The organism is Polyangium jinanense (genome assembly GCF_028435365.1).
The window spans coordinates 69,403-95,644 of the sequence record NZ_JAGTJJ010000019.1; the positions used below are offsets into that span (position 1 = coordinate 69,403).

Annotated in this window: 21 protein-coding genes; 13 read left to right on the forward strand and 8 right to left on the reverse strand. The window is 67.5% G+C overall.

Annotated features, from left to right (window positions below):
- Window positions 1-17: 17 nt before the first annotated feature.
- From KEG57_RS27325 to KEG57_RS27345, 5 genes are all read left to right on the forward strand, one after another.
- On the forward strand, window positions 18-947 hold the full coding sequence (locus KEG57_RS27325) for a hypothetical protein (RefSeq protein WP_272458898.1): 930 nt from the start codon (window positions 18-20) through the stop codon (window positions 945-947).
- Window positions 944-2,377 (forward strand): serine/threonine-protein kinase, encoded by a 1,434-nt coding sequence (locus KEG57_RS27330; RefSeq protein ID WP_272458899.1) that lies wholly within the window; start codon window positions 944-946, stop codon window positions 2,375-2,377. The genes KEG57_RS27325 and KEG57_RS27330 overlap by 4 nt, the downstream gene beginning before the upstream one ends.
- A 7-nt stretch (window positions 2,378-2,384) precedes the next feature.
- A complete protein-coding gene (locus tag KEG57_RS27335) occupies window positions 2,385-3,746 on the forward strand; it encodes a sigma 54-interacting transcriptional regulator (RefSeq protein ID WP_272458900.1) in 1,362 nt (453 codons plus the stop codon).
- A gap of 95 nt (window positions 3,747-3,841) precedes the next feature.
- Entirely contained in the window at window positions 3,842-4,432 is a 591-nt protein-coding gene (locus KEG57_RS27340) for a hypothetical protein (protein ID WP_272419159.1), read from the forward strand.
- Window positions 4,433-4,439: 7 nt separating this feature from the next.
- Window positions 4,440-5,081, forward strand: coding sequence for a hypothetical protein (locus KEG57_RS27345; protein WP_272419158.1), 642 nt, complete (start codon window positions 4,440-4,442; stop codon window positions 5,079-5,081).
- A 9-nt stretch (window positions 5,082-5,090) separates the two neighbouring features.
- Here the strand turns inward: KEG57_RS27345 and KEG57_RS27350 are convergent, their stop codons facing one another.
- The 4 genes from KEG57_RS27350 to KEG57_RS27365 all read right to left on the reverse strand — a co-directional run bounded on the left by KEG57_RS27350 (window position 5,091) and on the right by KEG57_RS27365 (window position 9,790).
- Window positions 5,091-5,645 carry a hypothetical protein gene (locus KEG57_RS27350; protein ID WP_272458901.1) on the reverse strand — a complete coding sequence of 185 codons (555 nt, stop codon included), beginning with the start codon at window positions 5,643-5,645 and terminating at the stop codon, window positions 5,091-5,093.
- Window positions 5,646-5,971: 326 nt separating this feature from the next.
- Window positions 5,972-6,520, reverse strand: coding sequence for a hypothetical protein (locus KEG57_RS27355; RefSeq protein ID WP_272419154.1), 549 nt, complete (start codon window positions 6,518-6,520; stop codon window positions 5,972-5,974).
- Window positions 6,521-7,025: 505 nt separating this feature from the next.
- Complete coding sequence (locus tag KEG57_RS27360; protein WP_272419152.1) at window positions 7,026-8,897, reverse strand: ArnT family glycosyltransferase; 1,872 nt, start codon at window positions 8,895-8,897, stop codon at window positions 7,026-7,028.
- Window positions 8,894-9,790, reverse strand: a complete 897-nt coding sequence (locus KEG57_RS27365; RefSeq protein WP_272419151.1) for a CDP-alcohol phosphatidyltransferase family protein — start codon at window positions 9,788-9,790, stop codon at window positions 8,894-8,896. The genes KEG57_RS27360 and KEG57_RS27365 overlap by 4 nt, the downstream gene beginning before the upstream one ends.
- A gap of 275 nt (window positions 9,791-10,065) precedes the next feature.
- Here KEG57_RS27365 and KEG57_RS27370 point away from each other — a divergent pair, with 275 nt between their 5' ends.
- Together KEG57_RS27370 and KEG57_RS27375 are read left to right on the forward strand one after the other, a co-directional pair.
- Window positions 10,066-12,630 (forward strand): efflux RND transporter permease subunit, encoded by a 2,565-nt coding sequence (locus tag KEG57_RS27370; RefSeq protein WP_272419148.1) that lies wholly within the window; start codon window positions 10,066-10,068, stop codon window positions 12,628-12,630.
- A 1-nt stretch (window position 12,631) separates the two neighbouring features.
- Window positions 12,632-13,708, forward strand: coding sequence for a glycosyltransferase (locus KEG57_RS27375; RefSeq protein WP_272419145.1), 1,077 nt, complete (start codon window positions 12,632-12,634; stop codon window positions 13,706-13,708).
- 21 nt (window positions 13,709-13,729) lie between these two features.
- On the opposite strand, the gene KEG57_RS27380 is transcribed toward KEG57_RS27375, so the two are convergent.
- Window positions 13,730-14,284, reverse strand: a complete 555-nt coding sequence (locus KEG57_RS27380; protein WP_272419143.1) for a TetR/AcrR family transcriptional regulator — start codon at window positions 14,282-14,284, stop codon at window positions 13,730-13,732.
- A gap of 118 nt (window positions 14,285-14,402) precedes the next feature.
- On the opposite strand from KEG57_RS27380, the gene KEG57_RS27385 reads away from it, so the two are divergent.
- Genes KEG57_RS27385 through KEG57_RS27395 form a run of 3 tightly spaced genes read left to right on the forward strand, consistent with a single transcriptional unit; the run spans window position 14,403 to window position 18,791 of the window.
- Window positions 14,403-16,199, forward strand: coding sequence for a flavin-containing monooxygenase (locus KEG57_RS27385; protein WP_272419142.1), 1,797 nt, complete (start codon window positions 14,403-14,405; stop codon window positions 16,197-16,199).
- A 45-nt stretch (window positions 16,200-16,244) separates the two neighbouring features.
- Window positions 16,245-17,963, forward strand: coding sequence for an SMP-30/gluconolactonase/LRE family protein (locus tag KEG57_RS27390; protein ID WP_272419140.1), 1,719 nt, complete (start codon window positions 16,245-16,247; stop codon window positions 17,961-17,963).
- Window positions 17,964-17,990: 27 nt separating this feature from the next.
- Window positions 17,991-18,791, forward strand: coding sequence for an SDR family NAD(P)-dependent oxidoreductase (locus KEG57_RS27395; RefSeq protein ID WP_272419139.1), 801 nt, complete (start codon window positions 17,991-17,993; stop codon window positions 18,789-18,791).
- Between the two features lie 87 nt (window positions 18,792-18,878).
- Here the strand turns inward: KEG57_RS27395 and KEG57_RS27400 are convergent, their stop codons facing one another.
- The 3 genes from KEG57_RS27400 to KEG57_RS27410 all read right to left on the reverse strand — a co-directional run bounded on the left by KEG57_RS27400 (window position 18,879) and on the right by KEG57_RS27410 (window position 23,486).
- Window positions 18,879-19,262 (reverse strand): hypothetical protein, encoded by a 384-nt coding sequence (locus KEG57_RS27400; protein ID WP_272419137.1) that lies wholly within the window; start codon window positions 19,260-19,262, stop codon window positions 18,879-18,881.
- Complete coding sequence (locus KEG57_RS27405; protein WP_272419135.1) at window positions 19,249-21,768, reverse strand: S8 family serine peptidase; 2,520 nt, start codon at window positions 21,766-21,768, stop codon at window positions 19,249-19,251. Before KEG57_RS27405 ends, KEG57_RS27400 begins: the two co-directional genes overlap by 14 nt.
- 158 nt (window positions 21,769-21,926) lie before the next feature.
- Window positions 21,927-23,486, reverse strand: a complete 1,560-nt coding sequence (locus KEG57_RS27410) for an FAD-dependent oxidoreductase (protein ID WP_272458902.1) — start codon at window positions 23,484-23,486, stop codon at window positions 21,927-21,929.
- A gap of 58 nt (window positions 23,487-23,544) precedes the next feature.
- On the opposite strand from KEG57_RS27410, the gene KEG57_RS27415 reads away from it, so the two are divergent.
- The 3 genes from KEG57_RS27415 (at window position 23,545) to KEG57_RS27425 (ending at window position 26,239) form a co-directional block, all read left to right on the forward strand.
- A complete protein-coding gene (locus tag KEG57_RS27415; protein WP_272419130.1) occupies window positions 23,545-24,318 on the forward strand; it encodes a TetR/AcrR family transcriptional regulator in 774 nt (257 codons plus the stop codon).
- Between the two features lie 433 nt (window positions 24,319-24,751).
- Window positions 24,752-25,168: a SpoIIAA family protein gene (locus KEG57_RS27420; RefSeq protein WP_272419128.1), complete on the forward strand. Its 417-nt coding sequence runs from the start codon at window positions 24,752-24,754 to the stop codon at window positions 25,166-25,168.
- A gap of 63 nt (window positions 25,169-25,231) precedes the next feature.
- A complete protein-coding gene (locus KEG57_RS27425) occupies window positions 25,232-26,239 on the forward strand; it encodes a glycoside hydrolase family 19 protein (RefSeq protein ID WP_272419127.1) in 1,008 nt (335 codons plus the stop codon).
- Window positions 26,240-26,242 lie beyond the last annotated feature (3 nt).

Genomic DNA, 26,242 nt, shown 5'->3' on the forward strand with positions numbered 1-26,242 from the left:
GGTAGGCTCGGGCCCTCATGCGACGCGAGCGCTCGCACGGCCGGATGACCTTTGCCCTCGCCGCAGCCGCGCTCGTGCTCCTCTGCGTGACCACGAGCGGAGCGGCCGAGCCCGACGCCGCGACCGAGGCGAAGGCGGCCTACGATCGCGGCGCGGCCGCCTACGAGCGCGGCGACATGGCGACGGCCGCGCGGGAGCTTGCCCGCGCCGACGCGCTCCTGCCGAACCCCGTGGCGCTCGCGTCGGCGCTGCGGGCCGCGATCGAAGGCGACGAGCCGGTGCTCGGAATGGAGCTCGCGGCGCGCGCGTCCGCGCGGAGCGAGGATGCAACGCTCGTCGAGCTCGCGCGCACGGCACGCGCGCGCTTCGGGGCACGCGTGGGAAAACTCCGCGTGATTTGTCCGGGGGCATGTCGTGTGTCCGTCGACGGCGCGCCTTTCGAGGCGAACGAGGAACGCTACGTGCGCGCGGGTCCGCGTGTGGTGACGATCGAGCAAGGCGCCGCGCGTGAGGAGATTGCGGCGGAGGTCTCCGCCGGCGCATCTCTCACGGTCACGCCGAAACGTCCGCCCGATACGCAGAAACCCGCGGATGGATCACGTCGACGTTCGCCCGTGTGGTTCTTCGTGGGCCTCGGCGCGACGGTGGCGTCCGGCGCGGCGCTCACCGTGTCGGGCCTGCAAACCAAGGGCTTGCACGACGACTTCGTGGCGCGCGGGTGTCCCGGCCCCGCGGCCCCGAGCGATTGCCGTGGGATCGCGAGCGACGGGGAAGGCGCGCAGGTCCGGACGAACGTGTTCGTCGGTCTGACGGCCGTCTTCGGCCTCGCGACCATCCCCCTCGGCCTCTTCTCGTTCGGCGGCGGTGACGAGCCGGCGTCCGCTCGTTTGTCCTTTGAAACCCAGCCCGGCGGCGGCGTCGCCAAGGTCTCCGTATCCCTGCCGTGAGCGCCCCTCGTTACGAGCCGCTCGTGAAGATTGCCTCCGGCGGCATGGCGACGGTGTACGTCGGCGTGCTGCGCGGGCCGCTCGGCTTTCAGCAGCTCGTGGCGATCAAGCGGCCGCACGAGCACCTGCTCGAAGACCCCGGCTTCCGCGAGGCGCTCGTCCGCGAGGCGCAGATCGCCGCGCGGATCCACCACGCGAACGTGGTCGACGTGCGGGACGTCGAGCTCACGGGCGCGTCGATGAAGCTCGTCATGGACTACGTCGAGGGCGCGTCGCTCGGTCAGCTCATGGCGGCCGCGGGGCGCGCCGGCCAAAGGCTCGCGCCGGGCGTGGTCGTGCGTATCGCGCTCGACGCGTGCGCGGGGCTCGCGGCGGCGCACGCGCTCGCGGATGACGAGGGGAGGCCGCTCGGGCTCGTGCATCGCGACGTGTCGCCGCAGAACATTCTGGTCGGTCTCGACGGGGTCTCGAAGATCACGGATTTCGGCGTGGCGAAAGCGGAGGACGATTCCCGCGCGCCGACGACGGTGGGCACGCTCAAGGGAAAGGTCGGGTACATGGCGCCCGAATACATCCGGGGCGAGCGTCCGGACGCACGGGTCGACGTGTTCGCGATGGGCGTGGTGCTCTGGGAGGCGCTCGTGGGCAAGCGCCTGTTCAAGGGCCAAAACGAGGGTCAGGCGCTCGATCGCGCGCTCAAGGAGGAGGCGCCGCTCATCAGCGTGGTGTTGCCGGAGATGGGGGATGCGCTCGACGCGGTGGTGCGGCGGGCGCTCGAAAAGGATCCGGCGGTGCGATTTCAGAGCGCGGACGAGTTTGCCGCGGCGCTCGAAGAGGCGGCAAGGCGCGCGGGGTATTTCGCGAGCGCGGCGGAGGTGTCGCGGGTCGTGCGGGAGACCGTCGGCGACACGCTGGCCGAGCGGCGAAAGGAGGTGCGCGCGAGGCTTTCGGAGTTCGGTTTGCCTTCGGTGCGCGCGCCGTCGGCGTCGATGTTGGAGGTCGCGACGCCGCGGAACGAGGTGGCCGTCGCGGAGACGACGACCCACAAGATGCTGGCGCGGGAAATCGCGGCGATGCCTGCGAACGAGCCGCGGCGCGGGATCGTTTTGGGGGTGGCGGGGGCGGTGTTGATGGTGGCCGTGGGCGGAGGCGTTTTCCTGTTTGGAAGAAAGAACCACGAAGAAACGGGGACCGCGAGCGCGACCGCTTCCGTGACCGCGAGCGCGACCGCTTCCGCCTCCGCTTCCGTGACCGCTTCCGCTTCCGCTTCCGCTCCCGCTCCCGCTTCCGCTCCCGCTCCCGCTTCCGCTCCCGCTCCCGCTTCCGCTTTCGCTCCCGCCTCTGCGCCGAGCCCCGCGCGCCCGAAATCCACGGCGACCGCCACCGGCAAGACCAAAAGCCGCCTGCCGCCGAACCCCTACGCAAAGTGAGAGCCGCATGAGCGATTTCGACGATTTCGAGCAAGGCTCCACGACGCGTGTCCCGGCGCCGGTGACGGGGCTCAGACTTCCGTCGGTCGACCTCGTCGTCGTCGAGGGCAAGGACCGGGGCAAACGGGTCACCGTACAGGCCTCACTCTCGCGCATCGGAACGGCGGGCAACTGCGACCTCGTGCTCACGGATCCCACGGTGTCGCGCATGCATTGCGAGCTCCGCGTCCGCGCGGGGACGATGACCGTGAAGGATCACGGCAGCACGAATGGTACGTACGTGGGCGGGGCGCGAATCCGCGACGCGGACGTGCCCGCGGGCACGGTGCTGCGCGTGGGGGCGACGTCGATCCGGGTGGACGTGGGGGACGCGCCTTCATTCGTGGAGGTCTCGCCGCGGACCTCGTTCGGTGAGCTCGTGGGCGCGAGCCTGCCGATGCGGCAGCTTTATGCAGTGCTCGAGCGGGTCGCGCCGATGGATACGACGCTACTCGTCACGGGCGAGACCGGAACGGGCAAGGACGTGGTCGCGCGATCGGTGCACGCGATGTCGCGGCGAAATGCGGGGTCGTACGTGCCGATCGATTGCGGCGCCATTCCGGAGGCGCTCTTCGAAAGCGAGCTCTTCGGGCACATGCGCGGCGCGTTCAGCGGCGCGACCTCGGATCGGCGCGGCGTGTTCGAGGAGGCGGACGGTGGGACGTTGTTCCTCGACGAGATCGGCGAGATGCCGCTCGCGCTCCAGGCGAAGCTGCTCCGCGCGATCGAGACCCGCACGGTGAGGCGTGTCGGGGGCAATACGGCGAAGCGCGTCGACGTGCGGATCGTGGCCGCGACGAACCGGGATCTTGCGCGACGCGTGAACGAGGGGACGTTCCGCGAGGATCTTTATTATCGGCTGGCCGTCGTCGAGGTCTCCCTGCCCTCCTTGCGCGAGCGCCCGGAGGACGTGCCGCTCCTGGCGCAGCATTTCTACGACAAACTCTCCCCGGGCGCGGGTCCTCTGCCGCAGGATTTCTTGCGCCTGCTCGCCTCGCGGAGTTTTCCGGGCAACGTGCGCGAGCTCCGGAACTTCATCGAGCGGAGCGTCTCGCTCGGGTTCGTCTCGCCACACGGGCCGCCGTCGGCGCCCCCGCCCTCGGTGGAGCGGCCGCACGCCGAGCTCGACGACCTCGTGCCGCTGCACCTGCCGCTGAAGGACGCGCGGCAGGCGTGGACCGAGCGGTTCGAGGAGGTGTATCTGCGGGCGATGCTGAAAAAGACGGGCGGGAACGTGACGCGGGCGGCGGAGCTCGCGGGCGTGAGCCGGAGGTTTTTGCAACGGCTCGCGGCGCGGCTCGGGATCCGGGCGAGTGACGAGGGGGCGTGATGGAGGAGGCGCAGAGAATCAGGAGGGGCGCCGGCATTGCCGCAGCGGTTTTGCTGATTCCTGCCTTTGGGGCCGGCGTTTGGGTCAGCCGTACGATGCTGGAGCGGAGGGAGCGGAGCGCGCCGACGACGAAGACCGAGACGAAGCGGAAGACCGGGCTGGAGCGCGCCGCGGAGGAAGCGGATCGGCAAGATCTGGCTGCGTGCCGAGAGAAAGTGGCGGCTCGTTCGGGGGCGCGTGGAACCTCATCGGCCCCTGCGGCGCCTCCGGGGGATACGCCAGAAGACGCGGGCGAGCGAATCGCCACGGCCTTGGAGCTCGAAGCCGAGCTCGCGCAGTGCAGAAAGAGCGAGGTCGTGGTGAGCGCGGAGGTCTGCGTCGCGGCCGCTCGTCAGTACCGCGCGCTCCTGTCCTTGCCGCAGAATGGAAGGTGGTGCGGGCCCAAGTCGAGGGCCGCGGATCTCATCGAGGAGAACTTCGAGCATTGTGCCACCTTGGCAGACGTCCCAGAGGACTTTCGATCGAATGACCTCACGAAGGAGCAGTCGAGCCTCGTCTCCGAGGCGATCCGGATTCACAAGACCCTTCCGGAAGACGAGGTGCTCCGCCGCCTGAAAGAGTTCGTCTGGACGTGCACCGAGACGCCGAAGAGCACGACGGAGCCCGAGGCTCCGAGGCCTTTATGAGGTTGGCATGAATGAACGCCCCAAGAGCGCGGGCCTTCGGGTGCCTCTCCTCGCGGCGGCGAGCGTCTTGACTCTCGCCTTTGGTGGCGGCGTGCTTTTCGGCTGGGCGACGCGGGAGCGCAAGCCGAAGGCCCCGGAGACGAGCGCGGCTTCCGCGCCGGATCCGCAGGAGGTGAAGAGAGAGCTCAAGGCGTGTCGGCGCGAATGGGCGGAGCTCTCGAGGCCTCGCGTGATCCCGACCGTCGTTCCTACGGCGGGAGAAGCGAACGACGCGGGGGCGGAGAGCCCCGCCAAGGTCGAGGCGCTGGAAAAGGAGGTCCAGGAATGCAGGGTCCGCGCGACTTTGGTCAATGCCCATGTCTGCGGCACCATGATGGACCATATCACCATGCTGAGCGTCTTCATGAATCACTCGGGATGCGTGGAGACGGGCGGGGTCGATGAGTACATGGTGAATAGTTTCGACAAGTGCGCCGAGTTCGAAGACTTCCCGGGGCATTTGGATGAGGACGAGATCAACAAAGGAGAAAGGATTAGACTCGCGGAGTCCGAGAGCAATCGGCGCCTGATGAGCAGAGAAAAAATGGAACGGTGGAGGGATAGTGTTGTCAGTGAATGCCGCAAGCGAAATGTGTTGCCCAGCGAATAGACGAATTGGTCATAACGTCATTTCCCAGGGCGTCTGGGTGGGTGGGGCGGCTTCGGCGGGCGAACGGACCAGATCGAAGCGAGGCGAGGCGTCATGCGCTCCATGGAAGCGGTCATCCCTCCCATCGTTCATTTCGTCGAGCAAGAAGGTCAAGGCACCCCAGAGCCGCCATCGGAAGGGCGTGGGGGCGCTGGCCAGCTCGATGGGCGAGCGAAACTCGAAGCCAATCGCCACCTTGTAGCCCCATATCGCGAGGTCGCTGACCCGAAACGCGAGGGAGGGGACGAGCATGACGGCCGCGTTGCTACCGCCGATCGTCATCCCCAGGTTCGCTTGCGTGTGCCTACCGTGGAGAGGATAGACCCGTACCCCTCCGAGATACGCGAACGACAGGGGAATATCCGGCGATTGCGGCACGATCGCCGCGGACACTGCTCCCGTGAGCTGGATCAACGGCAGCGGCGTCTCCCAGAGGTTGATGTGGCCGGCCGTGGCGGGCGCCCCGGTGATCGTCCCCCGGACGGGATCGCCCGCCTTCTGCGAGCCCTGTCCTTGGGCGGCCATTTGCAGGACCCACCCACCTCGACGGTTGTTGAATAGCGGGATTCCAACCATGACGCTCGCTTGGCCGACCCCTGGGGGCAGTACAGCCCTCCCGCCGCCGCAGGTCGAATACCGTATCTCCCTGTACGAGAACCGCGCCGTAGCGAGGACTGGAATCCCCGCCACGCGCTTGCTCACCTGGACCTGACCCCCGCCCCAGAACCCGTTGTATGGCTTCACGGGTGCCGCGCAGGGATCCTCCTGGGCGACGACAGCCGAGGTACCGGTAAGGCCGGCGATGACGGTGAAGGTCGCAAAGGTACGGGCGCGGTAGACCACGATCTCGCTCACTCCTGGAAGGTGAACTCGATTCCTTCCAGTGGATGTGCCGCTTTCTGGCCCCTCGGCGGGCACACCGAGAGTTTCAACCCCGAATACTCGCGGGTGCCATCAGGGTTGATCTTTCTTATGACGTCGGGCGGGTAAATGACCGTGCATAACCCCCCTTCGAAGTGGGCAAATTCCTGAATGCACTGGTTCCAGTCCTCCCTCATCAGGTTTTCGTACTCCAGGTACTCCGGCCTGTTTTGGTAGGTGCCGCATTCTTGGGCTATGACGGATCCCCCGTGGAACAGGGGTGTTGGACTCCAATGCCACCCATTGCAGCACTCGCGTAAGCACTCCACAGGGACGCAGTTGTCCTGCGGCCAGTTGATGACGCTGCTGGGGGGCGCTTCCATCGGCTCATCGCCGAACGTGCACCCCGCCAGGGTGAGCGCCGCCACGGCCGTGGCGCTCACCATCCCCGTCCCTCGAACCACGCCCCCCACGTCCCGCCGGCTCATCTCTCCACCCGCTTCCCCCTTGACTTCATCCGCGTCTGTGCTCTCGGCCACCTCGCCTCACGATCGACGGGACGACGAGACCAGGGAGATCCTACCAACACGCCTCCAACGTGTGCGAAGGCGGGCGCTGCGGCCGATGCAACGCGTCCGAAAAGGACACGGGGATCCCTGGGCGGCTCCGGGCCGTCTCGAAGCGGCTTCGGGCCGTCTCGAAGCGGCTCCGCGCTGTCTCGAAGCTGCTTCGGGCCGTCTCGAAGCGGCTTCGGGCCGTCGAGGGAAACCCGAGGGGCCGTCTCGAAGTGGCTTCGGACCGTCTCGAAGTGGCTCCGGACCGTCGAGGGAAACGCGAGGCGCCGTCTCGAAGCGGCTCCGGGCCGTCAAGGTACGGCTCCGGGCCGTCAAGGTACGGCTCCGGGCCGTCGAGGGAAACGCGAGGCGCCGTCTCGAAGCGGCTCCGGGCCGTCAAGGTACGGCTCCGGGCCGTCAAGGTACGGCTCCGGGCCGTCGAGGTACGGCTAGCGGCGGCGCCGTCTACGAGCGCAGACGGCGCTGAGCCTCAATCGCTCCGCCCGGCGACCGCCACGAACGAGACCGGCACGAATCGCTCGCCGTCCCATTTCATGAAGCGATACCGCGGCGAGCTCAGGGGCTCCGGGAAGGTGAAGCGCACCTTCAGGACCTCCCCCGCCGGCGAGACCTCCTCGATCGTCGCGCGGTGCGTGCCGGGCTCGAAGACCTGCCCCGCCCGCCACGGTTTGCCCGTCGTGTAGAGCTGCTCGAAGAGCGTCGGGAAGAAATGGCCCTGCTTCGGGCGAACCGCGATCTCGTACTCCGAGAGGACCTCCACGTCGACCTCGCCCGTCACGTACGACAGCGAGTAGTAATGGATCCGCTCGCCGCCGAGGCCCTGGTAAAGCTTGTCGACGTAGGAGATGTTCGGGTTGTGCGTGATCGGCTTGTAATCGGTTACGCCCGTCGGGAGCACGCGGCGGAGGTAGAGGCCGTAGAGCGCGGTCATCTCGCGCTGGTGCCAGTTCAGGAAGTAGACCTCGAGCTTGTCCTCGGGCAAACGCCGGTAATCGATCGACTTCGCGAGCGAGTCCGAGATCACCCGGAAACGGCCGTCGAACGTGGCGACGATGTAAATGCACACCTGGCAGAGCACGGGCGCGAGCACGAGGTGCAAGAAGACCAGCGTGCCAGCGACGGCGCGATACGGGCGGCCCTTGGGGAAACGCGCCACGGCCTCTTCGAGGACACGCGCGACCATGTAGGCGAAGCCGATCGAGGGCAAGAAGAGGTTGCGCGGGTCGGGGAAGCTCGTCGTGACGATGACCTGGCCCGCGACCATCGTGAGCACGAAGAAGCGGAGCGGCCTGTCGTTCCGGAGCCAGCGCCACGCGAGCGTCCAGAAGCCGACCGTGACCACGCCGAGCGCGAGCGCCGCGAGCGGATAGTCACGCACGGGCGTGCTCGAGAGCACGTGCAGGGGCACGCCCGTCGCGAGGATCACGGCGTGGAAGAAGCCGGACCGGAAGAAATGCTCGGCCCAGAGGCCCGGGTTCTTCAGCGGGTTGATGTAATAGACCGAGTTCGCGCCGTGCCCGAGCACCACGAAGTAGAGGACGATGAACGCCACGCTGACCAGGAAAAACCCGGCCAGCATGCCGAGGTGGGGGCGAATGCGCGCGAAAAAGGGTTGTCCGGGGCGCTCAGGGAAGACCACGACGTGCGCGAGCACGAAAAGCGGGAGCACGAAGCCCGACTCCTTGGAGAGCAGGGCGCAGGTGTACGAGAGCAGCGAGAGGCCCGCGAAAGCGCGGCCCGATCCCTCGCGGTACCGGATGAATGAGAGCAGCGACGCAAGGACGAAGATCGCGCCGACGGTCTCGTTGCGGTTCGCGCTCCACACGATGTTGAGGGCGTGCGCGTCGTCGAGCGCGAAGACGGCGACCGCAAAGACGAGCGGCCAGCGGGACGGCGAGAGGTAACGCGCGAGGAGGCGGTGGACGAGGAAAACGGTGACCGTGTAAAACCCGATGTTGATGAGGTGCGCCGCGATCGCGCTGTGGCCGAAGAGCTGGTACTCGAGCCAGTGCGTGATCGACGGGATCGGGCGCCAGAAGTTGATCCGCATGTCCGGATCGGTCCACCAGGGCGCGAGGCCGAACTTCTTGAATGCGACGACCTCCTCCGTCGAACGGATGAGGCCAAAGAGGTTCAGGTGCTCGCGGAAGATGTCCGGGAACTGATCGAGCGCGAGCCGGTGCAGCCAGTCGTCCGCGAAGAAGCCGCAGCGAAGCGAGGGGATGTAGAAGATCGCCGTGAAGAGCGCGACGAACGCGACCGCGCGCCGCACCTTCGCCCGCGCGAGGGACTCTTCCGAGGGCGCGGCTTTCTCCTCCTGGGCCGTGAGCGCCGTCGTCACGAAAGGACCTCGCCAGGCTCGGCGTGACTCGCAAGGACGCGGCGCTCCCATACGGTCGCGAAGAGGGCGATCAGCGTGAAGACCACGATACGAAGCACGAAATAAACCTCGAAACGATCGAGCACGATGGCGAGGACCATCAGATCCATGTGCGGGGCGTTGCCGCAGAGCGCCCATAACCGCATGGGCGCGCGGTGCGTCGCGACGTACGTCTTGCCGAACGCGTCATCGGCCGGTCGCTCCGAGAGGCGCACGCCAAGAGGGCTCACCTTGGCGAGCAAGGATTGACGGTTGCCGAGTTGCCAGACGAAGACCGTCATGAGGACGCGCTGGAAGAGCGAGCCCCCCTGCCGCACGTTTTCCAGCGTCTTCTGCGCCCGCTCGCGATCACCGCCCTGGTGTTTGCCACCCGAGTAGAAGCGCAGATAGAGGGCGCAGTGGAAATCGTAGAGCATGAGGTGGTGCGCCCACGCAAGATGCGCGCCGAGGCCAAGCGCCGCCGCGAGCAGGGGGCGGCCCGAGGTCTGCCCGAGGTGGTAGATGGCCGCGAGGGTCGTGGTGATGTTGACCGCGTAGTCCGAGGCGCCGTCGATCGCGTGGCCCGTCTCGGACGAGGTCTTTTTCAGCCGCGCGATCATGCCGTCGACGCCGTCGAGGATGGCCGACGCGAAGAGCAGGAGCGCACCCGCGAGCCGCACGTAGAGGCTGCCCCAGGCGATGCAAGCGGCGGCGCCGAGGCCCGCGCAGAGGGACAGGAACGTGACCTGGTTCGGCGTGATGGAGGTCTTCACGAGCGGCCGCGCGAGCAGGAGCTGGAGCGGCCGGTGGACGTGGAGGTTCACGGGGTCCTCCACGTCGGGAGATTTGATCACGTCGCTGAGGCGGATGGTCATCGCTTGGAACGCAAAAGAAGGAGAGGTCTGCCGCGCGCCCGGGGGAGGCGCGAGCGAGGCCCCATTTGGCATGAAGGACGACGGAAAGAAACCGTCGCCGCACGGCACACGGTGTGAACGTGGTTCACGCCCCCGAGGACGGTGCGTAGGCAAGGTAGCGGCGAGCACGTTCTCCGCCGGGGCTTTCCGGCCCGCGGGCTTGCAGGCCCTCTCCGGCGTGCACTATCCTGCCGCGTCCGGCGGCCGTGGATCCCGCGCCGAGACGCGCTTTTCCAATGCACGAACGTACCTCCCCCCGGCCTCTTCGCGCCCTCGGTCGATTCCAGGCGCGTCGGCCTTTTCTGGTCCTTCTCTTCGCCCTGCTTTCGCTCGTGCCGACGGGCTTCTTCGCCACGAAGATCGGCTTTCGGCCCGACTTCTCGGAGTTATTGCCCGACAACAAGGACAGCGTGATCGAGATGCGCCGGGTGTCGGCGCGCCTCTCGGGCATCACCACGCTGACGATCACCGCCGAGATCGCGGACGGGAAAAACGAGGCGGCCCTCAGGGCATTCGTGGACGCGCTCGCGCCGAAGCTCCAGGCGCTCGGGCAACCGTGGGTCGAGCAGGTCGACTGGAGCGCGGGGGAGACGAAGAAGTTCGTCGAAGAGAACAAGCTGCTCTTCGCGGATGTCGCGGACCTCGAGAAGGCGCGTGACGAGGTCGTCGCGAGGTACGAGTACGAGGTCCAGAAGGAAACGGGCCTCCTGCTCGACGACGCGGATCCACCGCCGCCGATCACCGCCGCATCGCTGAAGGAGCGGCTGACGGGGAAAAAGGCGGGCGAAGCGCCGGCAAAACCGAAGAGCCAAGCGGAGATCGATCGAGGCCCGCACCCGAACGGGTATTACATGAGCGCCGACGGCAAGTTCGCCGCCGTCATCGCGCGGACGAGCCTGTCGAAGAAGGCGGATCGCGAGGAGCTCCGGCGCAAGGTCGAAGGGATCGTCGCGGAGATCGACCCGAAGAAGCTCGATGCGACGATGGAGGTCGGATACACGGGAGATCTCGTCATCAGCGGCGAGGAGTACGACGCGATCGTGCGTGACCTCGGCGAGGTCGGCGTGGGCGGCGTGCTCGGCGTGCTCGTGCCGGTGCTCTTGTTCTTCCTGCGGGTGCGCACGGTGCTCGTGATGGCGGGTAGCCTGCTCGTGGGGCTCGTGTGGACGTTTGGCCTGACGTACTTCACGATCGGATACCTGAACAGCTCGACGGGCTTTCTGGTCACGATCATCGCCGGCAATGGCATCAACTACGGCATCATGTACATGGCGCGGTATCTCGAGGCGCGCCGTGACGATGGGGCCGACGTCGAGGGGGCGATCGAGGCGGCGCACAAGGACACGTGGCTGCCGACGCTCTCGGGCTCGGCGACGACGATGCTGGCGTACGGCTCGCTGATGCTGACGGATTTCCGGGGCTTCAAGCACTTCGGGGTCATCGGCGCCTACGGGATGCTGCTCTGCTGGCTCGCGACGTACCTCTTCACGCCGGCCCTGCTCGCGGCGACGGAGCGGGTGCGCCCGGTGTATTTCCCGAGCAAGGAGAAGACGAAGGCGCGCGGGTATTACGGCGTGCTGTTCGCGAAGCTCGCGCAGGCGGCGCCACGCACGCTCGGGGCGATCGGCGTCGTGGTGGGGCTCATCTCGGTGGGGCTCACCTATCGGTATTTGACGAAGGATCCGATCGAGTACGACATGCGCAACATCCGCAGCGAGCGGCGCGACAAGAGCGCGGCGCTGTCGCTGTCGGTGCGCGTGGGGTACATCGTCGGGCGGATGTCGCAGGACGGAATGGCGGTCATGACGGACCGCCTGGATCAGGTCCCGCTGCTCGAAACGGAGCTGCAAAAACGGCTCGATGCGGCGCCCGCCGACGCGAAACCGTTCGAGAAGGTGGTGACGATCCATTCGCTGATCCCGAAGGAGCAGGAGCGAAAGATCCCGCTCGTCGAGGACATCCGGCGCATCGTGCAAAAGGCGCGGAAGCGGAACCTGATCTCGGACGCGGACTGGGCCGAGATCGGGCCGTACATGCCCGCGGAGAACCTGAAGCCGATCGCGATCGCGAATCTGCCGGAGACCGTGGCGCGGCCGTTCACGGAGAAGGACGGGACGCGCGGGCGGATCGTGTACATCGTGCCGAAGCAAGGCCAGAGCGTGTGGGACGCGCATTACCTCATCCGCTGGGCCGATAGTTTCCGGTCGACGACGCTGCCGAACGGCGACGTGATCAAGGGGTCGGGCCGCGCGGTCATCTATGCGGACATGATCCAGGCCGTGGTGGAGGACGCGCCGAAGGCGGTGGGGCTCGCGGCGATCGGGGTCGTGGTGATCATCCTGATTGCGTTCCGGGGCAGCGCGCAGTCGCTCGGGGTGTTCGTCCCGTGGCTCTTCGGCGTGTCGATGCTGCTCGGGTTCCTCCATCTGCGGGGCATCAAGCTCAATTTCTTGAACTTCATCGTCCTGCCGATCACGTTCGGGATCGGGGCCGAGTATTCGCACAACCTGATGCAGCGATATCTCTCGGAGGGCGGTGAGCGGCTCGATCGGGTCTTCACGGAGACGGGCGGCGCGCTCGTGCTCTGCTCGATGACCACGTGCATCGGGTACTTCGCGCTGATGTTCTCCATCAACAAAGGGATCGCGAGCTTCGGGCTGGCGGCGGCGGTCGGGGAGATCGCCTGCTTGCTCTCCGCGGTGCTGATCCTGCCGGCGTTCCTCGTGTGGCTGGACCGCCGGCGCAAGGCGGCGCAAAACGCGACGCCTTCGGCCGAGGGCAGCGGCGGTCAGGCGGCCTGAAATGCGTATCGTTTATCTCGCCCCGAACATCCCGGTCCCGGGCACGCATGGCGGCTCGACGCACGTGACCCACGTGTATCGCGAGCTCTCGAAGCGCCACGACGTGCTGCTCTATTGCCGCTCGGGCTCGACCGAGGAGGGCGCGCTCGCGCGTGGATTCAACCTCCACCCGGTGCTGCAAAAAGGCTTCTTGCCCGTGGCGTTCGCGCGTGTGGTCGGGGCGGTGCGGCGCTTCCGGCCCGACGTGATCTACGAGCGATACTCGGCGTTCGGGCTCGGGCCCTTGCTCGCGCGGGCCACGGGCGCGCCGTGCGTGCTCATGACGCTCGACCGGGACGCGAGCGCGCTCTCGTTCCGGTACTCGGATCGTATCGTGGCCACGAGCGCGGAGTTCATTCCCCAGGAATACCGGGACAAACTGCGGATCGTGCACTGGGGCGTCGACGTGGACGGGCTCGTCGGCAAGAGCGGCGAGGCCGTGCGGGCGCGATATGCGCCGCGCGGGGAGCGAATCGTGCTGTACACGGGCAGCTTCCCGGACTGGCACGGGGTCGAGGTGCTGGTCGAGGTCGCACGGTCGTGGGCGGGGCCGGACGTGGTGTTTTTGCTCGTCGGGGATGGACAAGACAAACGGCGCGTGGAGCGGCTGGCCGCGGCGCGCGGGGCCCGAGGGCGGGTCGTGTTCGCGGGGCGGGTGCCGCACGGGGAGATCGGCGCGTACATCGACGCGGCGGACGTGTGCGTCGCGCCGTATGCGCCCTCGAAGCACCCGATTTTCCGCGTGTACGGCATGAACCGGGACCCCATCAAGGTGCTCGAGTACATGGCGCTCGGGAAGGTGGCCGTGACGATCGATACGCCGCGCATGCGGGAGCTTTTCCGCGCCGATGACGAGGTGCTCCTTTACCGGGCCGAGGACCCGGATGCCTTGCGGCAAACGCTCGAAAAAGTGCTCACGGACGGGGATCTTCGCGCGCGTGTCGGCGCGGCCGGCGCCTCGCTCGTGCGATCGCGGTACACGTGGAGCCACCACGCCGAGGAGCTCGAAGCCGTGTTCGGCGAGGTCGTTCGGCGCTGAGCGTTTCGCCCGGCGAAAGACTCAGGGCGCGCCTTCGTCGACGATCGCTTGGGTCGCGTCCTCCAGCCACCGGCGGGCGGAAGCGATGCGCGTGTCGTCGAGCGCCTGGATGGGCAAGAGTCTCCAGCTCGTGAGAAAGCCGCTCCAGAGAATGTGGAGCCGCGCCGCGCGCCACTCGCCGTCGGGGGGTCCGAGCCACTCGGCCAAAGGCGTGAGCACCTTCGTCTGAAGCAGCTCGACGCTCGTCGCGTGGGCCTCGGGATCGGCCGCGGAGAGGATCATCATCGCGAGCGGGCCCCGGGCATCCGGCGTGTCGCAGAGGGCCGACACCATGTCCGCGCAGAAGCGGCGCCGATCTCCTTGGAGCACCGGCGTGATGTCGAGCACGGAGTCGAGCGCCGCTCGGAACAGCCCCTGCTTCGAGCCGAAGTAGCGGCCGACGAGCGAGGAGTTCACCCCGGCGAGGTCCGCCACGTCGCGCACGCCGGTGTTGGCGAAGCCTCGCGTGGAAAACAGCGTCCTCGCGGCGACGAGGAGCGCGGCGCGCGTGCGGTCGGCATCGCGCTGGCGCGCCAACGTCTCAGGCTCGGTCGGGGGTTTGTACACAACTGTTTACTTACGACGGAGGATGAGGTACGTCCAGCCATGTACACAGCCGTGTACTACGGCGACAGAGTCGAAAGGATGCGTACCGATGGATGCGACGACGAAGGGCGAGGTCACCTTTTCCCCGGAAGCGCTGAAAGAGAAGTACCGGCTCGAGCGCGAGAAGCGGCTGCGCGCTGACGGCAGCACCCAGTACATCGAGCTCAGCCGGGTCTACGCGGACTTCGACAAGGATCCCTACGTCGAGCCCGGCTTCACCCGTCCGGCGGTGACCGAGACGATCGACGTGCTCATCGTCGGCGGTGGCTTCGGCGGCATGCTGGCGGCGGTGCGGCTGCGCCAGGCGGGGGTGCATTCCTTCCGCGTCGTCGAGAAGGGCGGCGACTTCGGCGGCACTTGGTACTGGAATCGCTATCCGGGCGCCGCCTGCGACGTCGAATCCTACATTTACATGCCGCTGCTCGAAGAGACCGGCTACATCCCGACGGAGAAGTACGCCAAGGCGACCGAGATCTTCGCCCACTGTCAGCGGATCGGTCGGCAGTTCGATCTCTACAAAGCGGCGCTGTTCCAGACCGAAGTCGAGCAGATGGACTGGGACGAGAACGAGCGGCGCTGGATTGTCACGACAAGCCGCGGTGACAGGCTCGCGGCGCGGTTCGTGGTCATCGCCGGTGGCATCCTCCACAAGGCGAAGCTGCCCGGCATCCCGGGGATCGAGACCTTCAAGGGCCATAGCTTCCACACGAGCCGGTGGGACTATTCCTATACCGGCGGCAGCCCGAGCGGCAACATGACCCGGCTCGCGGACAAACGCGTGGGCATCATCGGGACGGGCGCGACCGCGGTGCAGGCGATCCCCCACCTCGGCGCTTCGGCCAAGCAATTGTACGTCTTTCAGCGCACGCCCTCGGGCGTCGGCGAACGGAACAACCAGCCGACGGACGAGGCCTGGGCGAAGACGCTGAAGCCCGGCTGGCAAAAAGAGCGCATGGAGAACTTCACCGCGATCGTCTCGGGCAACCCGCAGAACGTCGATCTCGTGCGGGACGGCTGGACCTACATCTTCGATGATCCCGCGACCCGCGGCGCCACGACCCCCGAGGAGGCGGCAAAGCTTCGCCAGATGGCCGATTTCCGCAAGATGGAGGAGATCCGCACGCGGGTGACCACCATCGTCGAGGATCCGGCCGCGGCCGAGGCGCTCAAGCCCTATTACAACCAGCTCTGCAAGCGGCCGTGCTTCCACGACGAATACCTGCAGACGTTCAACCGCCCGAACGTGCAGCTCGTCGACACCGACGGCAAGGGCGTGGAGCGTATCACGCCCACCGGCGTGGTCGTGAATGGCAAGGAGTACGCGGTCGACTGCCTCATTTACTCCACGGGCTTCGAGATCTCGAGCGAATACACCCGACGGCTCGGCTTCGACATTCGCGGGCGCGGCGGCAAGTCCCTGCGCGAGAGCTGGGCCGACGGCCCGGCGACGCTCCACGGCATGCAGACCCGCGGCTATCCGAACCTCCTGATGTTCAGCCCCACCCAGAGCGGTTGGGCGATCAACTTCGTCCACGTCATCGACGAGCAGTCGAAGCACGCCGCCTACATCATCGAGCGTTGCCTCACGCGGGGCATCGAGACCATCGAGCCGACGGAAGAGGCGCAGCAGAAGTGGTGGGAGGTGATCCTCGGTAGCCTCATGAAGAGCACCATTCACTTCGGCGGCCCGGAATGCACGCCCGGCTATTACAACAACGAGGGCCACCTCAGCCCGAGCTTGGCGCGCTTCGCCGCGTATGCGGGCGGCACGCTCGAGTTCTTCGAGATCCTGCAGAACTGGCGCAAGGCCGACGATCTCGCGGGGCTCGAAGTGACGCGTGGCTGATCGGTCGAGCATGAGCGCCTGAGCCCCACCCGGAGGTCCCCACCCGTGAACCGATTCCTCTCCAAGTCCCTGTTCGCCTTGCTGCTTTTGGGATGCCAGCCCTCGGCCGCGCCTCCCCAGACCCCGCCCGAGACGCCTCCGCAGGCTTCTGCACAGGCGTCTCCGCAGGCGTCTCCACAGGCCCCTCCCAAGGTGTATCGCAAGGAGGTGGTCGTGGCCGGTTCTCCCTTCCAGGGCGTCCATGGGATGGCCGTCGATGGCAAGGGACACCTTTTGGCCAGCAATCTGCTCGGCCAGACGGTCCATTCCGTCGACTTGAAGAGCGGCGCGGTGTCCACGTTGGTGGGGCCTCCTCTCGGCGGCGCGGATGACGTGACCCTGGGGCCCGATGGCTCCGTCTACTGGACCGGCTATTTCTCCGGTCAGTTGATGCGGCGCACGCCGGATGGCAAGACGCACATCATTGCCAAGGATCTGCCGGGCCTCAACTCGCTGGCCTTCCGCCGCGACGGCCGGCTCTACATCACCCAGCTCGGCCGGGGCGATACGCTGTGGGAGGCGGATCCAGAAGGGAAAAAGCCTCCGCGCAAGATCCTCTCCCCGGTCGGCTTCCTCAACGGATTCGAGTTTGGCAAGGACGATCGGCTCTACGGCCCGATCCTGCTCAAAGGGCAGATTGTCCGGATGGACGTGGACACGGGGAAAATGGAGCCCGTGGCGGAGGGCTTCGCCATGCCGACCGCCGTCAATTTCGACGCGCGCAAGGAGCACCTCTACGTGGTCGACGCGGCGCGCGGCGAGCTCGTCCGCGTCCGGTTGCCCAAGGGAAGCAAGGAGGTCGTCGCGAAGCTGCCCACCGGGCTCGATAACCTGGCGGTCGGCCCCGACGACCAGGTGTACGTGTCGAACATGGTGGATAACGACATTCGTGTCGTCAATCCCGCCGACGGCTCCGTCCGGCCCCTCGTCGAGGCTCGATTGAGCGTGCCCTCCGGGCTCGCCGTCGCGCCGGAGGATCCGGACGAGCAGCTTTACGTGGCGGATGTGTATGCCTTTCGCCGGGTGGGAGGGCGTGATGGGAAAATCAACCAGACGACCCGCGTCCTCTCCACCCGGTTGAATTTCCCCATGAACGTGAGCCTGAGCGCGAAGCACGTGGTGCTGAGCACGGCCTACCTCGGCGGGCACAGCAGCGTGCAGGTGCTGGATCGGGCCTCGGGAGAGCTCCTGCGGACGATTCCCACCCCGAATGGCGCCCAGGGCGCGCTCGAGCTGCCCGATGGCACGCTGCTCATCGCCGAGGCGAGCACGGGCAAGCTCGTGCGTATCGATAACGCCGAGCCCGCAAAGACCACGGTGCTCACCGAGGGCCTTTCGGGGCCGGTGGGGCTCGTGGCAGACACGGAGGCGAAGGAGCCGGCGGTGTACGTCACCGAAGTGGGCTCGGGGAAGGTGACCCGGGTGCGTTTGTCGGATGGATCGCGGCAAACGGTGGCCAGCGATCTTCGGGCGCCCGAGGGGATTGCCCGGCATCCCGACGGCGGATTGATCGTCGCCGAGGTGGGCCGAAAGCAGCTCGTGCGCATCGATCCGGCCACGGGGCAGTCGACCGTGCTCGCGAGCGACCTGCCCATCGGTTTGCCCGAGAGCGAGGGCCTGCCGCCGGGCTACATTCCCACGGGGGTTGCCGTGGGCCGCTCGGGCACCATCTACGTGTCGTCGGACATCGAGAGCGCACTTTATCGATTCGTGCCAGCGCCCTGAAAACCGATTTCGAAGGAGTATACGGCCATGAAGGTCCGGAACAAGGTCGTCGTCGTGACCGGCGGCGGAAATGGCATCGGCAGAGAGCTCTGCCTCGGCCTCCTGTCGAAGGGCGCGAGCGTCGCAGCCGTCGACGTCGACGCGTCTGCCCTGGAAGAGACGCTCGCGCGTTCGGGGAAGAACCGGGACAGGCTCGGCACCTACGTCGTGAACATCACGGATCGGGCCGCGGTGGACGCGCTCCCGGCCGAGGTCATCTCCCGCTTCGGCGCCGTCGACGGCATCATCAACAATGCGGGGGTCATTCAACCGTTCGTCCGATTGAAGGACCTCGACTATGCGGCGATCGACCGGGTGATGAACGTCAACCTGTTCGGGACGCTCTACATGATCAAGGCGTTCCTGCCGCACCTGCTCGCGCGGCCCGAGGCGCACATCACGAACGTCTCGAGCATGGGAGGATTTTTGCCCGTTCCGGGACAAACGATTTACGGAGCGGCCAAGGCGTCCGTGAAGCTCTTGACGGAGGGCTTGAACTCGGAGCTCCAGGGGACGAACGTGAAGGTCACGGTCGTCTTCCCGGGAGCGGTTCACACGAAGATCGTGCAGAACTCGGGAGTCAGCGTGGAGACGAAGGGCGGAGAGGGGTCGGCCAGGATGCTTCCAGCCGACAAGGCCGCGCGGATCATCATCGAGGGCATCGAGAATGACCGTTACCGCGTCCTCGTGGGCCCCGATGCCATGCTCATGGATGCCCTCTACAGGCTGGATCCGCAACGCGCGGCGCGGTTCATCTACAAGCAGATGGCCGGCTTGTTGCCGAAGTAGGCGCGGGCCGAGGAAGGCGCCTCGGCTGGCAAGGAATGAGTCGAAAGGGCGCCGCAGCCGGGTAGGCCTCGGCGCCCGGCGTTCGCTCTAGCGGGCGGAGTGGCTATCCCAGCACGCACCGGGCTGGACGGGCAGCGCGGCGAGGTCCGATTTCCCACGGATGGCCTGCCGATACGCGATCAATCGCTCGTCCATCGCCGCCAGGGCTCCCGACGGGTGCTCCTGGCGATATGCGGCCGTCGCGGAGACCGCCAGGCGCTTGGCCTCGCCGCGCGTCGGAGGCGGCTGAAGGACGGCGCGCAGGACCTCGGCATCCCGGACAGTCACCACGTCGTCACCCACGCGGGCCACGGTGCAATCCGGCTCGTCATGGGGCGCGCTGCGCGCCTCTGCGCAACCGGAGGCGAGCGCGAGGAGCCCTGCGAAAACCACGCGCGCTCCGGAGACCCACGTCGAATCAAGGCGACGCATCGTCGTTCACCCCCGCGTAGTAACACATCGCCTGCACGGTCACGCCCTGGGTGGTCACGTTTTCGGCCTCGATCTGCACCTCGACGCAGCGATTCGTGAAGGTGAAGCCCTCGAGCGCGGCGACTTTCTTCGTGTCGAAGTTGTCGCTGATCCTCGTCGCCGTCGCGGTGCCCGTGCAGGTCGACCCCGCGGTCGGCCGGACGCGCACGGACAGCTTGATCTCGCTGATGTCGCTCTTGTCCGACATGTCCTCCGCCTGCATCGCGACGCACTTCACGAGCTCGATTCCGTCCGGCATCGGGGACGTGCCGAAGGGGTAATACGTCACGGTCTGCTGCGACGTGAACGTGTACGTGGCGAAATGGTTGGCCCACGGGCCGAGGTCCGTGCCTTCGAGCAGGCGCAGGCGCGCGCGGCCGACCCCGTACCACTTGTCGGGCGTGGCCGCGATCTGGTCGGTCCACGTCGTGCCGCTCGAGGGATCGGCGCTGAAATGCCGATCGCCCATCGCGAGCATGATCGTCTGCAGGCGACCCGGCGAGTTCACCCAGCTCTGACCATTGTGCAGGTACCAATCCTTCACGACCGCCGCCATACCCGCCACGTGCGGCGCCGCCGCGCTCGTGCCGACGAACCGTCCGGTGTTCGCCGCGATTCCGTCGCTGCTCGTGGTGACTTGCGTCGTATAATTGGTGACGTTGTTGGGCCCGACGAGGTCCACGATGGACACGGCGTCGGTTTGCAGGCCGCGCCCTGCCACGACGACGTTCCCGCCGCCCCGCGCGGAGCAGCCAATGATGTTGCCCGAGGAGTCCTTGCAGTGGTCCCTGTCCAGGAGGCAACGCGTGGACGGCGTGTTCAGGCAATCGGTGGTGTTCCCATCGAATGCATTGACGGCGAGCGCCTTCGGGGTGTCCCCGGGATCGCTCATCGTGCAGGAGGTCGCGTCGTCGCCGTTCTGGTTGCCCGCTGAGAACACGACGAGCATCCCGTCGTCGTAGGCGTTTTCGATCGCATCCTCCGTGGACGAGATCGCCGCGATGTCGCAGTTCGGGGAGCCCCAGCTCCACGAGTTGCTCGAGATATCGAGGCGGAGCGTGGTGGACTCCTCGAACATGGACGTGAAGCTGCTTTCTTTTGCCGTCCCGGGCAGGGTGATCCCGAACAGCACGGCCCTGGCCTCGGGGGCCATTCCCGTACGCGCATCCTCCCAGGCGGCGCTGTGGGCGCAGAGGCCGGCCTCGCACGGCTGGCCGACGCAATCCGCGCTCGACGTGCAGGTATTCGATGCCCAGGTGTCGCCGAGGGCCTTTCCATTGCCCTGCCCGTCCGTGTAATCGCCGAGGGCGATCGAAGCCGTCATGGTGCCGTGGCTATCCGTGCAGCCGTCGGAATCGCAGAAGTTCGTCTCCACCGGGTCCGGCTGGCAGACGGTCCCCGTGTGGTCGCATCGGTAGGTCTCGATGATGCGGCTCGCGCCCGTGCAGCCTGCGCCCTCCTTGAATGCGCACGCGCCGCTCTCGAAGCCCCCGGGCTCGTTCACGCCGATGACGATGTCCCCGAATGCGTGCCTCGCCGCGTTCGGTTGCTCGCCGAGATATCCGGCCGCATGGAACCTGTCGACGTCGAGATAATTCGGGTCCCTGCCCCCGCCGAGGCTCCACGTCGGCCCGCCGGTCTTGCCGTACGGCCCGTCGATGCGCGCGAGGGCGGTGTTCCTCGCCAGAGAATCGAACATCGCGAAGGGCACCTCGACGCTCAACCACCCGGTCTTTTTGTGACGCGCGACGACGCGCCCGCCGCGCTCCGTCACCTCCGCGACGATGCCCGCGGCCATCCTGTCGAACAGCGCCTCGCGCTCCGCCATCGCGCGGGAGCGCCGGTTCGTCTGCGCCTCGACGTCGGCAGGAGCCATGTCCTCGGCGCGCGGCGCCAAGGGGATGTTCCACTCCGGAAAGTTTTGGAGCTTGAGATCGAGCTCTAGCTTCCCCTCGGCCTTCGCCTCCGGCCTTTCGACGAACTGCGCCACATTGTCGTTGATCTTCGGCGGGCCGGATTTTCGCTCGGCTCTCAAGGGCGTCGTATTTTCGTGCCGCCAAACCCGATAGCCGCGCTCGGTCACGCCGTCCTTACCGCCCTTGGACCACGCCTCTTCGGCATACAGGTAAGGCTCGTCGACGAACCGATAGGGCCGCGCGACGCGATCCCGCTGGTCCTCGTCGAGCTCGCCGACCACGTCGGTCCTCACGACCTTCTTTTCGGCCGTCTCCTCGACGCGCGATTGGAAGACGAGCTCCATCCTCTCTTGCTGCGGAGCCTCCACCGCGGCCTTCGCGATCATCGGCGCCTGCGCCTCCGCCGCGGCAGCTTCGAGCCGCGCCTCTTCCGGGTCGCCCTGCTCGCATGCGGCGGCGCCGAGCGTCAAGACGCCGAGCGCGAGGGCGCTGCAGAACGTCGGATTCGAACGAGATCGCCCACGTAAAGAATGCAAGAAATGCCAGTGCATGTTGGCCTCCGCCAGGCATGCAAAGCAATGTGCTTGCCAATCGTGATCCACCTGCGTGCGCGGTACCGCGGAGAGCGGTGTCACGCGGCCATGTCAGTCGACTGTCACGTGGCCATATCACCTGTCGCGGCCACGTGACAATCGATCGCTCCCTGTCGTTACCCGCGCGTCGCGAGCGCCACCTGCGCGAGCGCATCACGCAGCGCCGTTTTCGCATCGATCGGCGGCGGCGGCGCGCGCCACGCGACGTAGCCGTCCGGCCGCACGAGCGACGCGCCTCCTTCTTCGAGGCCAAAGGACGCGCACACGTCGGGCAGGAGGACCTCGACGGTGACGTCGATGCCGAGGGCATCTCGCGCGGCCGCGGCGGCGGCGGACCAGCGCTCCCCTTCGCCCTCGCCCGTGACGAGCACCCAGCCTCGGCCGAAGAGGTCGAGCGTCGAGAGGCGTGCGCCGTCTCGCTCGAGCCACGCATGCGGCGCGCGCGTGCCGGGCTGGCCACGCCACGCGTCGGGATGGCGCGCCGGCGGGAGATCGGGACCGGCGCCGAGGACGGCCGCGGATCGATAGAGCTGGCCGAGCTCCATCGCATCGTCGTCGTAAATGGGCGCCGCGCGGGCGGATTCGTCGGCGAATGCCTTGAAGTCGTCGCGCGCGAAGATCTGCTGATGGCGAAGCCACGCGATGGGTCGGCGCTCGGCGTCGTACGTGTCGAGCAGCGCGGGGGAAGAGACGCCGTCGATCACGGACGCGAGCTTCCACGCGAGGTTGTGCGCGTCCTCGATGCCGGTGTTGGCGCCGAAGCCTCCGCGGTTCGGCGGCAGCGCATGCGCCGCGTCGCCCGCGAGGAAGACGCGGCCTGCGGAAAAGCGGTCGGCGATGAGCGCGCAGATCTCCCAGCGCCCGGTGGCGACGATCTCGATGGGCATATCGTCGCGGCCGATCGCCCGCATGATCATCGTGCGGAGGTCGGCCTCGTCGCGGTCGACGTCGTCAGAGAAGATGAGCACCCAGCGACCGTCGCCGTAGCTCGCCAGGAAGGCTTGGAAACCGGGCTGGTCGATCGAGAACTGCACGATGCCCTCGCGGAGGTACGCGTCGAGCGGAGCACGGAAGAGGACGCTCCGCGCCGTGCGCAGGTATCCGCGGCCGCTTCGGCCGATCCCGAGCGCGTCGCGGATCGTGCTGCGCGCGCCGTCGGCGGCCACGAGATGAGCCGCGCGCACGGTCGTCTCCGTGCCGTCGTGCCCGCGGAGGACCGCGGTGACGCCCGCGGCGTCCTGCTCGAACGACACGAGCTCGGTCCGCGTCCGCACGTCGGCCCCGAGCTCGATGGCGCGCGCGCGGAGCATCGGCTCGAGGCGATCCTGCGCGATGCCTGCCGCGTTCACCGGCGAGCACGGCGGGCGCTCTTCGGAGGGCGCGGGAGCGGCTGACGACCACGACGACTCCTCGAACCACGCGCCCGCGAGGCTCCGCACGCGCACGCGACGCACGCGGTGATCCCGAGGCGCTTGCGGGATGGCGTCGCCGAGGCCGACGCCACGGAACAGCTCCATCGTCCGCCGCGTGTAGCCGATCGCTCGCGGATGCGGCGAGCTACCGGCATGCCGCTCCACGACGATCGGGCGCACGCCGCGCGCGGCCAGAAACACGGCGGCAGAGAGCCCCACCAGGCTCCCGCCGACGACGAGCACGTCGGTCTTCTCCAGGTTCATCGTTGCTCCTTCCATCGATACACTGTATCTACAAGATACAGTGTATCGTCTAGAGACATTGTCAACCACGCGCAAGACGGGCAAGACGAGCGCGATGGCTGCACGCACGAAAGCAGAAGGAGCTGCGCTTCTCTGGGAACGCCCCGAGCCGCCGAAGCGACCCGCGCCGGAGCCGCTGAGCCGCGAGCGGATCGTGACGGCTGCGATCGCGCTCGCCGATCGCGACGGCCTCGAGGCGGTGTCTTTGCGCAACGTCGCGGCGGCGCTCGGCGCGGGACCGATGCGCCTCTACGGCTACATGGAGTCGAAGGACGAGCTGCTCGAGCTCATGGTCGACGCGGTCTACGGAGAGATGAACGCGGCGGGCGCGCCGAAGGGCGACTGGAAGACGGCGCTGCGCACGCTGTCACATCGCACGCGCGACGCGAGCAAGAAGCATCCGTGGTTCGTCGAGCTGCTCGGCGGTCGTCCGCAGCTCGGCCCGAACGCGCTCGCGCATCTCGAAGCCGGTCTCGCCGCGCTGAGCGGGGCGAAAGGCTTCGATGACATCGACCACGTGGTCACTGCGCTGGGCACCGTGAACGCGTACGTCGTCGGCGCGATCCGCAGCGAGGCGAGCGAGCTCCTCGCCCAGCGTGCGACGGGCATGACCGAGAAGGAGTGGCAGGAGGCGACGGGTCCGTACATCGAGCGTCTGATCGCAACGGGCCGCTTCCCGACGCTCGCGCGTGTCGTCCACGATGCGAAGCATCCGCCGGCAGACGTCGTGTTCGAGCAAGGCCTCGACTGCGTCCTCGACGGCATCGCTGCCAGCGTGAAGCGCGCCCGATGACGAAAGACGGGCTTTCACGCTGCCCGCTCCGCGGAAAACACCCCTAACGCGGCGCGTGACCCGGGAGAATAAAAAGTCAAGGCGCGCTAAAAGAAACTTGCACGTGTGTCACCGTCCTGTAACAATCAGTCCTTCGACTTGACATGGAGGCGGCCATGATGCGCGAGCGCGTTCACCAAGTTCTGAAGTTCGTGGGACTGGCCCTTGCCGTGGTCTTCCTCGGCCCGGGCGTGGAGATCACGTCCCAGGACGGCCAGGGTTGAAGCGGGGACGGGCTCCGGAAGGCCGGGGCCCAAGATGACCAGGACGTGCGGGCAGGCCCCGCACGCGATGGTCAAACGTATCCGTCGCAGACGAGCTTGACCCTCGGGGAGGGTCGACGTACGAGCGCGGAGAGAGTCGACGTGGTGGGGGCGAGGGGTCTCAGGCGCCGGTGAGCGCGGACCACGAGACCGTGAGGGTCGGGGCGCATCAGCTCGCGTTCGAGCCGCCCGATACCGCGCTCGTGCGATTCGTGGGAGATGTGACCGACGCGGATGTCGAACGCATTCTGGATGCGTTCTCGGCGTTCGCGACGGCGTCGGGGCGCGCGTATCTGCTGATCGACGTGGCGGACGTGGGGCGCGTGACCCCCGAAGCGAGGCGCGTCGCGGCGATGCGGCAATTGCCACCCGCGTACGCAGGGCTCGTGGTCTTCGGGGGGACGTTCCAGCAGCAGCTCGTGGCGAAGCTCGCGACGACGGCAGGCTGGTTTCTGCGGGGGCGAGCGCTCGGCAAGCCGATGCCCGTCTGCGTGAAGGATGAACGCGCGGCGCGGGCGTGGCTCGCGGAGCAACGCCGCGCGCATTGAGGCGCGCGCAGCCGGCCACGCTGGTGTGGATTTCGAGGGCAGCCCGAGTGACGATGGCGGCCCATGAAGACCCGGTGGACGAGCTTGATCGTGGCCATGGCCCTGCTCGGCGTGGCGTGCGGCAACGGTGAAGGAGGCGCGGGCGGCAGCGGCGGAAGCGGCGGCGCCGGCGGCAGCGGTGGCGTTGGCGGCAGCGGTGGCGTTGGCGGCAGCGGTGGCGCGGGCGGCAGCGGCGGCGCGGGCGGAAGCGGCGGCGCGGGCGGCAGCGGCGGCGTTGGCGGAAGCGGCGGCGCCGGCGGAATGGGCGGCGCCGGTGGAATGGGCGGCAGCGGCGGCGGCGGCGGCAATGGATTCGCGGCGATCGTCTCGAAAGAGGTCTACGACGCGATGTTCCTGCACCGGAACGCTCTTTACGCGTACGAATCGCTCGTCGCCGCGGCGGAGACGTTCCCGGCGTTCTGCAACGAGGGCAGCCTCGACGACCGGAAGCGCGAAGCGGCCGCGTTCCTCGCGAACATCTCGCACGAGACCACGGGCGGCTGGCCCGCGGCCCCGGACGGTCCATATGCGTGGGGCCTCTATTTCACGCAGGAGGTCGGCTGCGAGAACGGGGGCTGCACCGGTTATTGCAACCCGACCTACCAGCAATGGCCTTGCGCGGCCGGAAAGACGTATCACGGGCGCGGGCCCATCCAGCTCTCGTGGAACTACAACTACGGGCAAGCGGGCGACGCGCTGGGGCTGCCGCTCCTGACCGATCCAGATCAGGTGATTTCGAATGGCACGGTGGCCTTCCGGACGGGCGGGTGGTTCTGGATGACGCCGCAATCGCCGAAGCCGTCCTGCCACGACGTGATGACCGGGAAGTGGACGCCGTCGTCGCAGGATCAAATGCTCGGCCGCGTGCCCGGGTTCGGGATGACGATCAACATCATCAACGGCGGGCTCGAGTGCAACCAGCCGACGAACGCCAAGGTCGAGGACCGCGTCGGGTTCTACCACCGATACACGCAGCTACTCGGCGTGGATCCCGGCCCGAACCTTTATTGCGACACGATGAAATCGTATTGAGCG